Annotated in this window: 16 protein-coding genes and 1 pseudogene; 8 read left to right on the plus strand and 9 right to left on the minus strand. The window is 30.8% G+C overall.

The window, feature by feature from the left end:
- A pseudogene (locus BP18_RS07425) lies at positions 1-165 on the plus strand (type II toxin-antitoxin system RelE/ParE family toxin); the annotation flags it as partial.
- Positions 166-168: 3 nt separating this feature from the next.
- Positions 169-450, plus strand: coding sequence for a helix-turn-helix transcriptional regulator (locus BP18_RS07430; protein WP_029276999.1), 282 nt, complete (start codon positions 169-171; stop codon positions 448-450).
- 227 nt (positions 451-677) lie between these two features.
- Here the strand turns inward: BP18_RS07430 and BP18_RS07435 are convergent, their stop codons facing one another.
- Positions 678-866 (minus strand): hypothetical protein, encoded by a 189-nt coding sequence (locus tag BP18_RS07435; protein WP_035050556.1) that lies wholly within the window; start codon positions 864-866, stop codon positions 678-680.
- Positions 867-1,137: 271 nt separating this feature from the next.
- Positions 1,138-1,557 carry a hypothetical protein gene (locus BP18_RS07440; protein WP_029277002.1) on the minus strand — a complete coding sequence of 140 codons (420 nt, stop codon included), beginning with the start codon at positions 1,555-1,557 and terminating at the stop codon, positions 1,138-1,140.
- Between the two features lie 477 nt (positions 1,558-2,034).
- On the opposite strand from BP18_RS07440, the gene BP18_RS12595 reads away from it, so the two are divergent.
- Positions 2,035-2,151 carry a leucocin A/sakacin P family class II bacteriocin gene (locus BP18_RS12595; RefSeq protein ID WP_143019123.1) on the plus strand — a complete coding sequence of 39 codons (117 nt, stop codon included), beginning with the start codon at positions 2,035-2,037 and terminating at the stop codon, positions 2,149-2,151.
- Between the two features lie 2 nt (positions 2,152-2,153).
- The gene (locus BP18_RS07450; protein WP_029277006.1) at positions 2,154-2,504 is read left to right on the plus strand and encodes a bacteriocin immunity protein; all 351 of its coding nucleotides are present in this window, start codon (positions 2,154-2,156) and stop codon (positions 2,502-2,504) included.
- 196 nt (positions 2,505-2,700) lie between these two features.
- Here the strand turns inward: BP18_RS07450 and BP18_RS07455 are convergent, their stop codons facing one another.
- The 5 genes from BP18_RS07455 to BP18_RS07475 all read right to left on the minus strand — a co-directional run bounded on the left by BP18_RS07455 (position 2,701) and on the right by BP18_RS07475 (position 6,129).
- The gene (locus BP18_RS07455) at positions 2,701-3,027 is read right to left on the minus strand and encodes a hypothetical protein (RefSeq protein ID WP_029277008.1); all 327 of its coding nucleotides are present in this window, start codon (positions 3,025-3,027) and stop codon (positions 2,701-2,703) included.
- Positions 3,028-3,243: 216 nt separating this feature from the next.
- Positions 3,244-3,624 carry a hypothetical protein gene (locus BP18_RS07460; RefSeq protein ID WP_029277010.1) on the minus strand — a complete coding sequence of 127 codons (381 nt, stop codon included), beginning with the start codon at positions 3,622-3,624 and terminating at the stop codon, positions 3,244-3,246.
- Between the two features lie 234 nt (positions 3,625-3,858).
- A complete protein-coding gene (locus tag BP18_RS07465) occupies positions 3,859-4,140 on the minus strand; it encodes a helix-turn-helix domain-containing protein (RefSeq protein WP_231549406.1) in 282 nt (93 codons plus the stop codon).
- Positions 4,127-4,492 carry a type II toxin-antitoxin system RelE/ParE family toxin gene (locus tag BP18_RS07470; protein WP_029277014.1) on the minus strand — a complete coding sequence of 122 codons (366 nt, stop codon included), beginning with the start codon at positions 4,490-4,492 and terminating at the stop codon, positions 4,127-4,129. The genes BP18_RS07465 and BP18_RS07470 overlap by 14 nt, the downstream gene beginning before the upstream one ends.
- Positions 4,493-4,809: 317 nt before the next feature.
- Positions 4,810-6,129, minus strand: a complete 1,320-nt coding sequence (locus tag BP18_RS07475; RefSeq protein ID WP_029277017.1) for an IS1380-like element IS1678 family transposase — start codon at positions 6,127-6,129, stop codon at positions 4,810-4,812.
- Positions 6,130-6,987: 858 nt separating this feature from the next.
- Here BP18_RS07475 and asnB point away from each other — a divergent pair.
- The 4 genes from asnB (at position 6,988) to BP18_RS07495 (ending at position 11,412) form a co-directional block, all read left to right on the plus strand.
- Positions 6,988-8,880 carry an asparagine synthase (glutamine-hydrolyzing) gene (gene asnB / locus BP18_RS07480; protein ID WP_035050558.1) on the plus strand — a complete coding sequence of 631 codons (1,893 nt, stop codon included), beginning with the start codon at positions 6,988-6,990 and terminating at the stop codon, positions 8,878-8,880.
- 405 nt (positions 8,881-9,285) lie between these two features.
- Positions 9,286-10,023 carry a DUF975 family protein gene (locus BP18_RS07485; protein ID WP_029278286.1) on the plus strand — a complete coding sequence of 246 codons (738 nt, stop codon included), beginning with the start codon at positions 9,286-9,288 and terminating at the stop codon, positions 10,021-10,023.
- Positions 10,024-10,262: 239 nt separating this feature from the next.
- A complete protein-coding gene (locus tag BP18_RS07490; RefSeq protein WP_029278285.1) occupies positions 10,263-10,559 on the plus strand; it encodes a bacteriocin immunity protein in 297 nt (98 codons plus the stop codon).
- Positions 10,560-10,860: 301 nt separating this feature from the next.
- On the plus strand, positions 10,861-11,412 hold the full coding sequence (locus BP18_RS07495; RefSeq protein WP_007725642.1) for a tyrosine-type recombinase/integrase: 552 nt from the start codon (positions 10,861-10,863) through the stop codon (positions 11,410-11,412).
- Between the two features lie 56 nt (positions 11,413-11,468).
- Here the strand turns inward: BP18_RS07495 and BP18_RS07500 are convergent, their stop codons facing one another.
- Positions 11,469-11,687: a hypothetical protein gene (locus BP18_RS07500; RefSeq protein WP_007725640.1), complete on the minus strand. Its 219-nt coding sequence runs from the start codon at positions 11,685-11,687 to the stop codon at positions 11,469-11,471.
- Between the two features lie 112 nt (positions 11,688-11,799).
- Positions 11,800-12,000 (minus strand): helix-turn-helix domain-containing protein, encoded by a 201-nt coding sequence (locus BP18_RS07505; RefSeq protein ID WP_007725638.1) that lies wholly within the window; start codon positions 11,998-12,000, stop codon positions 11,800-11,802.
- Positions 12,001-12,148 lie beyond the last annotated feature (148 nt).

The following is a 12,148-nucleotide window of genomic DNA, read 5'->3' on the forward strand; positions in this document are numbered from 1 at the left end:
TGAGCTTCGCTCAAAAGTAAGTTCAAATATCCAACGGGTATTTTATTTTCATGTGGTTGATAACCGGTATGTTATTACGCATGGTTTTACGAATAAAACTGATAAAACACCGAAAATGAGAAAAAACGGGCGCGTGAGATCCGAAAAAAATTTATGGAGGAATAACGAATGGAGACAAGTACAGTAAGTAGCTACATTTCTCGTCGACGTGCAAAAGATAAAAGTTTTGACGAAGCCTTTGTGGGTGAAAGTGAACGCTTAGAAGTCGCTGTTGCTTTAAGAACGTTGAGAGAAACCGAAGGATTGACCCAAAGACAATTGGCCGAAAAAGTTGAAAAGCCGCAATCTACGATTGCACGTATTGAAAACGGAAATATGAATGTGACGTTTAAGACGATGAATGATATCGCGAAAGCATTTGATAAAGTTATTGAAGTTAAATTTGTATAGTTAATAGAAAAAGTTCCTCACAATCTGTCTCTTTAGTCTGATTGTAGGAACTTTTCTATTTATTTAAGAATCACTTTCCAACAACTTTCGGGTAATGTAACGAATGACCATGGAGATAGCATGATAAGAGAAAAGACAAATCCATACTATGTTGGGAATACGATTTGATAAAGAGCCACCTAGCAAAATTAAAATAATTAAAATATGTAAAATTTCGTTTGAAATGACTAATGATTTAAATTTTTCTCTTTTTCTTTATTTTCAGATAATTTTTTGAGTTGATCTTGAAAGGCAGAAGCCACAGTGAAATAACGCACAAAAACAGAAGTGTATTTTCCTGACAAAACTTTGAAAATACTAGCTAAATCCCAACTTATCATTAGTATAACAAGAAGATAAACTATGTAATTTATCAAAATAAACCCTCCTTTTCAATTTAAAACAGGTAATAATGATACTAGTATATAAATAATCCCTCCTATTACAAATCCTAGGAAAAAAATAATTAAATTCCTTCTATTTTTCATTTAAAAACCTCCCATAAATAAGGCTATAACAATAAAAAAAGTATTTATTAGAATGATAAAATCTTAATTCTATTATCAATAATTTTAATACATGCATAAATTTGCTTGAATGAATGTATTTAGAACCTGTATTACTAAGTTTTTTTGATAGTAGTATGCCTTAAGGAGCAAATCCATAATATAAAATTTCAAAAACAAGTTGTCCCAATATTAAAATTCCAACTAATGCACCTACATAAAAAAATTGGAATATTCTTTTCAATAAGAGGAATTGATCTTGAGCGCCTATTTTTTTTATTCCATACCATGCAAAAACAACTAACTGAGGTATAAACAATACAAAATAGGAAGTAGTCACAAATCTGGAAAAATGTTCATATGTTTGAAATCCTACATTTTGGGTAGTCATTAAAAAGATAGATTCTCTGAACCAGATAAACAAAAATGATAACTGAAGAATACATGCCAATATAGTAAGACTATAATTAATATACTTTTTTTCTTTTCTAACTAATAAATAAATACTTCCAACATAAAAAATCCCTAATAAAACCGCGTAAAATGGTTGATATAAAAACAATGATACCGCCTCTTTTCTTTATCTAGACACTATTAATGTTAACCCATTATAGTTAACACACATATTCTTAAAAGTTTGTCTGTTTTTTTATCCATAATCAGTTTGTCTCCTATCTGTAATTTAAATTAAAATATATTATCCCACTGATATTCGGACACGTATCTCTTTAATCAAGCCGTCCTCTAATGGGTATTTCTAATTATTTACTGAATTGACATATTAGAAAAGAACGGATTAGTTTACATAGCAGCAACCATTGGTTGCTATTATTTAAACTAATGCGGAAAATTAGAATATTTAAAAAAAAACACCATTTACAACACATGAAATTGCTTATAATAGTGTATACAGAACCTTTAAAAAATGGGCTTTTGTGTTTTTATTTTATGTAAATTATATTGATATAGAATATAAAGAGAAATGGTATAATATTTGATAACATATAATTGTTTTAAATTTGTTAAGGAGGTTATTTTTATGAATGGGAATGGTGTTTCATGTACTAAAACAAAATGTTCTGTCAATTGGGGGCAGGCTTTGACTGAAGGAACTAAACGTTGGGGAGATAATCTTTTTGGAAGTGTGAGTGGTTAAATATGAGTGATTCAGAAAAAAGTAAAGAGCTTATTCATGATTTATATAATAAACTATCAAAACGCACTAATTCCAGTCCTGAATTACTAGATATCATTGACGTTTTATACCAAGTGTATCTAAAAATCGATACTGTAAGTAACCCAGAAGCGCTTGTTCAACGTTTGGTTAATTATATATATAGCACTGGTCTTAAAGGGAAACTTTATTTTCCTAAGGATGAAAATAATTTAATTGCTGATCTTGGGGTTATTGGTCAAAGAGCTGGTTTGAATGGTTTATATAAAGCTAACTACGGTGATAAATCTCAGTTTTATAGTTACTTCGATGATAATAAAATGCCTAAAAATTAAATAATAAATGAAAAAGGACTGATTTCTAGTCCTTTTTTTGTTTGCTTATTATCGGAGTTTTATTTGTTGTCATTTCGTTAATTATGTTATTGCCAGGTAGTTCAGATATAATCGCTCAACTATTACAAATAAATTAATAAATAAAGAAAATAATACATGAGATTAGATAGAATCATGTATCTATAGCCTTTTCAAACTAGTTTTTATTTATCCCTTTAATTTCTTTTGTTATTTCTTTTTTGAACAATATGAAAATAATAGCTGTCCACACAATTTGAGAGAATATATTTGTTTCAAAAGAAAGAAATAGCTTAGGTATTAAAATAATACCTACAATTAATATTAATAGACCTAGTTTTATGTAATGGTTATTAGTATCAACAGCTTGGCTATAAGAAAAAACTATGAAAATCACTATAAAAATAAATAGAATTAAATCTAGTAATGGAGTTAATGATTTATAGAAAATCAAATAACTTATGCTTAATAGTGTAGATAGCCCAAAAGATAGGGTGTTTTTCACTTAATGACCTCCAATTTAATTATTTTAGTACTACTTTTCTAAGCATAAAACAAATGATCTGTTTTGTAAAAAGAGTATATTTTTCCATTATAAACTTTGATTATGATTATTAATTTGAGACATATAAACCATTTTAGTTAATTTAAAAATCAATACATGAAATTGGATAAATTAATGTATCTAGAGTCTTATTAAATCAATAGTTTAAAAATTAAATTATTTTTTAAATACAAAACCATCATAATATTTATCTATAATATTTTCTACAGTTGTCCCGATTTTTTCGATAAATGTTCTACTAAAAACTTCTGTAAAGTCATTTGCTCCAATTGAGTCTATAATTTCAAAATAATCTACGGTCAAAACAATACTACTTCGAATTGTTTCTCCATAACTATTATCATATTCTAGTGGTGGTATTTTTTCATTAAAGTATTTAATTAAATATTCTTGAGAATTATTTTCAAAAAATTCTTCTTCTGTTTCGAGTAATATTATACTTTCCTCAAATATTTTTGTATTATCCATATTTTTTTGTTCAAGGAGAGTAGACTCTTTCAGTAAAACTACAGAAAATAAACGATCTTTATTTATCATTTTTTACTCCTTTATTTGAGTTTTACTCAATTCTTATTGTGACAAACTCACCTTCATTTCAGGATACACTATTTTACATATAATCGTGTATCGAAAAGGAAAGGGTCACAAAACTCACATAAAACATATGTGAGTTTTATGACCCTTTTTATTGTGTTTATCTACTACTAGTCTTATTTAATTACATATCAGATTAAACTTTTTGTAGGTGTTATTTTAGGAATCGTGACAAAGTTAAACGACTACTTCCATTTTTAGTTTTCCGCCTACAGATTCCACGATGTCACTTAATGTTTGTACACTAATGTTTTGTGACCCTTTTTCTACTCGAGAAATATAAGATTGTTTTTTTCCAGTTAGAGTAGCTAATTCAGATTGAGTTAGATGTTTTTCTTCTCTAATTCTTAAAAGAATGTTTGCAGCTTGATAGCTAGCTTCAGTTTCTTTCCACGCTTCAGCAAACTCTGGTGTTTCCATTTGGGTGTCGAAGTAACTTTTTAGTTTATTTTCCATCATTTTCACCCTTTCTTTCTAGATAGTCTTTACGATACTCTTTGGATTTAGTAATTTCTCTTGAAGGAGTTTTTTGTGTTTTTTTCGTGAAACCATGTGTGATAATATATTTATTATGACTAAAATGAAAATATAAACACCTAAAAATGTTGCTTGAGAATTTTACTCGAAGTTCGTAAATGCCATCATCTAAGTGATCGATATATCCTGGTGGAGAATGGACTCCAAAATCTTCCACAATAGTTATTGCTCTTAATACTTTAGCTCTAGATTTTACATCTAAACTATCTAAATACTCCAAAAAGGGAGCTTCACCGTTTTCTTTTTCATAGACATCGAAATTATATTTTTTCATACTTTTATTATAACTTATAAGTGATAATGTGTAAACAATCTTATTTAGGAAATCGAATACTAGGTACTATTGATTTTATGAGAATACATAAAATTGTTTAAAAACGTGTATTGACCTGAATAATTCATAGCTTTAATTCTTTGGTACATTTTATTGAAATATGTATCACTAATATCCCTATCAACTGATTTTGACTAAAAAGTTACTTCAAACATTCACTGTTCAAAAATATTGAGGAATAAATTTTGGGTGTAAGGCATTTTGAGCATACTTCTCCCTGGATAACTTCCCAGTAAAAAAATCGTTAGATTGTTGGATTAGATCCATTGACTGGCTCGCCTCAGGCGAGCAAAGACCCTGTAGAATTCATTCTGATACACATGATAACTAGATAATTTGAGATAGACTCGTCTACCCGTTTGGACTAATTTCCCAGCAACTTTCAGAAACTTCAATCGAATAGAATGAATGGTCATTCCCTTTTGGACTTCTTCAAAGCCAATCGTTCTTAAGAAGTTGACTAAGTTGTAAGCTATCAAGCTGAGCATCATTCGGACATGATTCTCCAAAAAGCGAGGACTGTCTGTCTTGTCAAAGTAAAAGCCAGCTTTCGCTTCTTTAATGAAGTTCTCCATTGTGCCACGTTTGGCATAGAGAGAAAAGATGGTATCAGGAGAAACATTTTCTGATAGATTCGTCACGATAAACTCATGTCGAAAGAGTAGTTCGCCCGCTTCACGTGTTGAGCGTATACACACGCGACGACTTTGTGACCAGGTTTGTGCTTGATAAGTGGTGGAGAAGTACTGAACTTCTCGTTCTTCCCACTTTTGATTATCGCCATAAAGTACTGATTTCTCAGCTATTTGACCTAGTCTACGATTATTCTTCAGTCGAATAACATAATGACTCTTTTTTGATTCACACGAATCATACACACCAGGTGTAGCGAACCCGCTGTCTCCACGAACCAAGATGTCAGTGTTTGGTAGAGAGTGATTATAGTGCTCTAATAAAGGTGTGAGAAACTCCTTTACGCCTTTTGATGTATATTGATTTCCTGAACGTAGTTCAGCTTTTAAGAAGTCACCAGTCAATCCGTCAAAAGCTACCAATGGATGATAACCATAGGTTTGGTAGTGGGTATTATAATCCGTTTGTTCTTGGTGACCAAATGTATCTGAATGGGTCGAATCTAAATCAATGATTAATTCCGTATCATTACGGATGAGGCGTGCTTTATCAATAAGTTCTTGGTTCAAAGCTTGAAGTTCATGGATATTCTCCTCAGATAGTCGATCTAAAAATCGAGAAAGTGAAGATTGAGAAGCGAGTTCTTTCCTATCTAAAACAGCTTTAAACACAGGATCTTGTCTCAGGAGATTAGCTGCAGAATCAGCTGAGTAACCAGCAATTAATTGCATAATGAACTGCTCAAGTATGGATAAGTTGTCATGAGTAAAATATGCTCGTTCGTCTTCAATGTGAATGTGTTGCTTAGCCAGTTCAGAAAAACCGAAGGTGTTCATCAGCTCTTTCACTAGGACGAGACCCGAATCACTCGATAATTGACCACCTGTATGAGAAATAGTGATATTTGAATTGAATTTTACTTGGTTTTTGTGTAAGCTAGTCATTAGAAGAACTCCTTTCTTTTGGTTGGTTTAGTCACTTTAACCATAGCAGAAAGGGGTTCTTTTTTCATCACTTAACGGGTGAAGATGAAAAAGTAATTGTAAGCTGCCGTGAGGCAGTTTCACATGGTTTTAATTAAAAGTATGAATTATTCAGGATTGATAAAACTACAGTTTCATTTAAAAATTTATAACTGAAGTACTTTTTTATTTGATTTTTAGTGTATGTAAACCAATAGTTGCTAATTGTAAACGAATAGGTGCGTTACTTTTTAAGCGGAAATTGAGAGAATATAGTTATTAAGTTAAGGAGGATAGTAATGATTTAAACTTGTGTTTAAGAGTTAGACATCCAATTTCATGTTATGAATACATGAGATTCTATAAAATAATATATTGAAGAAAATAGGTAGCTGCTAAAAACAAGCGAGCGACTCTCTTAAAATTAGATCTGTAAAAGATTTTTTATTTCAATTTCAGAGATACTTTTTTTAGCGGTTAAAAATACTTTTTTTCTTCTCTTTTACCAATGGTAACAATCTCAATAATTTCTATCTGATTATCTGTTGGTGGTTTAAAGATGAGACAAATGCCTAATTTTTGGTTCTTTAACAAAAAATTAGGACTTAAAATATCAATCTGCAATCGCTTAAAGTGATTGCTATTCGAAGATAATAGCTGTACTCTCAATTGTGGAATTTAAAAATACTAGACTTTTAATAGTGCTTAATTAAAATCTATTTTTCACTAATCAAAATAAAAATACATAAATTCGAAAATGTCGCTAGTTTAAAAGTCTTTAAAAAATTTTAACTAGAAGAACTAATCAATAAAAAGGAACCCAAAAAGAGGAGAATTGATATGTGCGGATTTGTTGGGTATATTTCCAATGTGGAAAATGCAATACAAAAAACAATAGAGAACAATATTAATGAGATGAATAAAATGATTGTACATAGAGGACCAGATGAAGAGGGGTATTATAAAGATAATACGATTGCTTTAGGTTTTAGAAGATTAAGTATTATCGATATTGAAAAAGGGCACCAACCATTATCTTATGAAAATGAACGGTATTGGATTATTTTTAATGGGGAAATTTATAATTATATAGAGTTAAGAAAAAAACTAAGTGGTCAAGGGTATTTATTTAAAACGGATAGTGATACCGAAGTTATCATTGCAGCTTATTCAGCCTATAAAGAAGAAGTAGTGGATAAATTAAGAGGAATGTTTGCATTTGTGATTTGGGACAAAGTAGAAAAAACATTCTTTGGAGCTCGTGATCATTTTGGGATTAAACCTTTTTATTATGCAGTAGAAGAACAAGGCCTATATGTGGCTTCTGAAAAGAAAGCTATTCTAAAAGTGGTTCAAGACCGACAATTAGATCAAATTGCTTTACAAAATTATTTAACTTTTCAATATGTTCCAGGATCAGAAACGATGCACCAATCAATTAAGGAACTACTTCCTGGTCATTTTATGACAAAGAAATTAAATGAGACAGTAAAAATTACGAGATATTGGCAGGCTGATTTTTCACCCATTAACAAATCAGAAGATTTTTTTACAAAAGAAATTCGAACAAGCTTATGGGATTCCGTTGAAAAACATATGAGGTCAGACGTTACAGTTGGTTCCTTCTTATCAGGAGGAATTGATTCGTCAATCATTGTAGCAATGGCACGCGAGTTTAATCCTAAGCTTAAGACATTATCCGTTGGATTTGAAAGAGACGGATACAATGAAATTAATTTAGCTGAAGAGACGGCAGAAGAGTTAAAAGTAGAAAACTTTAGTCATACGATTACTGTAGAAGAATTCATGGCTGAATTTCCACGTTTTGTTTGGCATATGGACGATCCTTTAGCTGACCCTGCAGCAATGCCGCAATTCTTTTTGTCAGCATTAGCTCGAAAGCATGTAAAAGTTGCGTTATCTGGTGAAGGAGCTGATGAATTATTTGGAGGGTATGGTATTTATAATGAACCACATGCGTTGAGAATGTTTAATCTTACTGGTAAGTATACCAACCAAGCTATCCATCAGTTAGCTCAGCTGATGCCTGATGGAGTAAAAGGGAAGAGTTTTCTTCTTAGAGGAACCGTTCCTTTAGAACATCGGTACGTTGGAAATGCAAAGATTTTTGAAGAGCTTGAAAAGAAAAAATTGTTAACCAATTATAATGCTAACTACCCGTTCAAAAATGTGACTGATTCATTTTATCAGCAAACAGTAGGGCGTAATCCAGTGGATCGCATGCAATTAATTGATATTAATACTTGGCTAAATGGAGATCTACTTTTAAATGCAGATAGAACTACAATGGCTCATTCTTTAGAGTTGAGAACACCATTTTTAGATAAAGAAGTATTTAATATTGCTAAAGAAATACCAGCACATTTAAGGCTAGCTCATGGAACGACTAAATATATTTTAAGAAAAGCCGTAGAAGGCATTGTTCCAGAAAATGTTATTTACCGTAAAAAATTAGGTTTTCCAGTTCCAATCCGTCATTGGTTAAAAGATGAAATGTATGATTGGGCATTGACGATTATACGGGAATCTCAAACAGAGCATTTATTAAATAAAGGTTATATTGAAGACCTCTTAATTAATCATCGCATAGGTAAGATAGATTATTCGCGTAAAATATGGACAGCTTTAACTTTTATGGTTTGGCACCGTATTTATGTCGAAGAATCACAAGAATTTTTAACAGAACCGCTACAATCTTCTGTACAGCAATAATTAATATATGAAATTAGATAAAAATTTGTATTGATAAATATAGACCATAAGTACACAAGTATCCTGTGTACTTATGGTCTAAAATACATTATTTTACATAGAAATATGTATCTAGAACCTTGTTAATACAGGGTTACTTTTTTACAATCATTATTTTTCTTATAGAAAGAAATAATAACTAAAATAGCAGTAGCAACCACTGGTTGCTACTATGGAAACCAATAAGTTCTATTAAATTAGGACTATTTGGTAGATAATAAGGTGTCGATTAGAAGGGGGTTAGAAAGGTTATTCTTGAATGGTACACATAATAGATAACTTATTTTCTTCGAAATAATATTTTATACCTACTATTATTTCAATCTAAACAGATAGGTAAAAACAAGTAGCGAGAGGAATGGTTTTTTGGAAAGATATAAGAGTCGAAAAGAATTAAAAGCGGAGGTGAAAGAGGTATTACGTGGCAGATGGAAAGAAGCCATTTTATTAAGTGCTATACCAATAATTTTAACAATAATAGGGGTAGCGATTACTTTATTATCCTATTCCTTTATTCAGCAAATAATCGGTTTATTTTCTGATATAGGGACTAATATTAACAGGTATGAGTCATCATATACTGAAGACTTTTGGTCTACCATCTTTGGAGCCTTATCTACGTTTATTGCTGTTGGTATTTCATATACTTTTTTAGATTGGTTAAGAAACCCAACTATGCGTATTGAACCAGTTAAACAAGCTTTTCAAATATTCACTAAAAAATACTTTTTAGGTACGTTTTTAATTTATATTTTCACCGGATTTTTTACCTTATTATGGGCATTTCTTTTTATCGTACCAGGAATTATAAAAACAATATCTTATTCTCAAGCCTATTTCATTTATAAAGATCAAAAAATACTAACTGAAAATGGAAAAGTATCTGCTCTCGATTGCATAACAGAAAGTAGAAAAATGATGGATGGCCATAAGTGGGAATACTTTGTATTACAGTTAAGCTTTATTGGCTGGGGCATTTTAAGCATTCTATCTCTAGGAATCGGATTTCTATGGTTAAAACCATATGTATATTGTACATATGCAGCATTTTATAATAATCTGACTGAAAATAGTCATTTTGACGAGTCATTAGATGACTTTTAATCTACTTAAGTTATGTATAAATAGCTAGACTAAAAAAAAGAGTAGTTCTAAATTGTTTATTATCAATAAATAAGTTTATTGAAGGGACAATTAATACAGAACTATAATAGAGTATGCTTACCATTTAAGGTGTCGACAATTGCGCTATATTAGCAAAAATAGTTTAACTTCAATAGACTATAAAGAAAGTACAATAGCAACTAAACTCACGTGTGACTATAATTAAGGAGCGATATTTTATGGGCAAAACAAAATGGTATTCCGGAGGAAATGAACGAGCAAAACAAGCAGCAAATATTATTACTGATCTATTAGATGATTTAAAAACAAACTTAGAAAACGAGTCGCTACAAAATGTATTAGAGAATTATTTTGAAGAATTAGAACAAAAGGGCGCTTCTATTCCTATGATTTTAAGTCGTATGAACTTAGATATTTCTAAAGCAATCAGAAATGATGGAGTTACTCTATCAGACTATCAATCTAAAAAACTAAAAGAATTGACTTCCATATCCAATATTAGATATGGATATTAACAGTGTACAAAAATAGATAAATTCAATTATTCCTAATTAAATTAATTTATAAGGTCACAGTAGTTATAGTGACCTTATTTTGTTTAGTCAATATGGAAAGATCAATTAAATTATATAGCCAATCGTTCCTTTAAGTTATCTAATGCTTTTTATAAATATTAAATACATGAAATTGGATAAAATCGTGTATCCGGAATCCTATTCCAATAGGGTTCTTTTTTTAGTTCGTCCTTCAACACACGATTATATGGTATACTAAACAAAATCATGTATCACTTTTGTGAGAGGAGAGGGCTTTTAAATGAGTTACAACGTCCAACCATTAAGAACGCAACAAGAAATAAACGACTTTTTATTCTGTTTGAGAAGAAATAAAAACGCGGATCGGGATGTTTTTCTGTTTTTGATCGGGATTAATAGCGGTTTACGCATGTCGGATATTGTAAAATTGAAGAAACAAGACCTGATTTCTTCCAAAAACCCTCGTATTGTAGAGAAAAAAACAGGGAAAACGCGTATTTTGTATTTGAGTAGTCTGCAGGACTTGATTTTAGAATACACGAAAGACTTAGCACCAGAGGATTATTTGTTTCCGAGCACCAAAGGTGGCCATGTGGAAGTGAATACGGTCTATCAGATGTTTCAAAAGGTCGCTAAGCTGTTAGGAAGAGACGATATTGGGACGCACACGCTACGTAAGACGTTTGGTTACCACTATTACAAGAAAACCAAAGACGTAGCTACACTGATGGAAATATTCGGTCATAGCAGCGAGAAAATTACCAAGCGCTATATTGGAATCAATGAAGATGAAATCAGCGAGACGTTATTGAATTTCAGACTAGGTTTTTAGTACTTTTAAACTAGAAAAAGCCGACAGATTAGGTTCACTGTCGACTTTTTTTAATCTTAACAAGCAAGAAAATTCATACTAATGTCATTATAAAGCTGTTTAGCTTCTTCTTGTTGTTGGATGAGATCTTGTTCCTTATCATGTGTTCCAAAAAAAACAATCTCAATGTCCGTTAGAACATTTCTAAGTAAGTCGTTCTTTCTACAATTACTTAATTTTTCTGACTGAATAATCGCTTTATAATTAGCCTGAGAATCTCCAAGTGTTCCTATCATAATAATCATTCCTTCTGGTTAATTTTCTCTTTTAAGTATAAATAAATTCAGTTATTATAGCTACCTCTTAATGAATAATTAATTTTTTTTCAATCGAATTAGATCTATTTTTTTAGGGCTTCTCTTTTAATAAATGGTCAATTGAAACTTGATAATAGGTACTTAATTTAACCAGGTTATCTAATTCAGGATAGCTGATGTCATTTTCCCATTTGGAAATAGATTGCCTTGAAATATGTAACTGTTCTGCTACATCATTTTGTGAATATTTTTTTTTAACTCTACTACTTTTTAGTTTTTTTCCCAATAACAATGTTATTCCTCCTTGCTTATTACTTATATCTATCATAATGAAAGTAAGGAAGTATGACTATAACGCAATGGTTTACATGGTAGCAACCATTGGTTGCTACCATGTAAACCATTGCGTTCTTTTCGTTTCATAAGATAAGATAGATAAT

Source organism: Carnobacterium jeotgali MS3, assembly GCF_000745125.1.
In the GTDB taxonomy this organism is placed as follows: domain Bacteria; phylum Bacillota; class Bacilli; order Lactobacillales; family Carnobacteriaceae; genus Carnobacterium_B; species Carnobacterium_B jeotgali.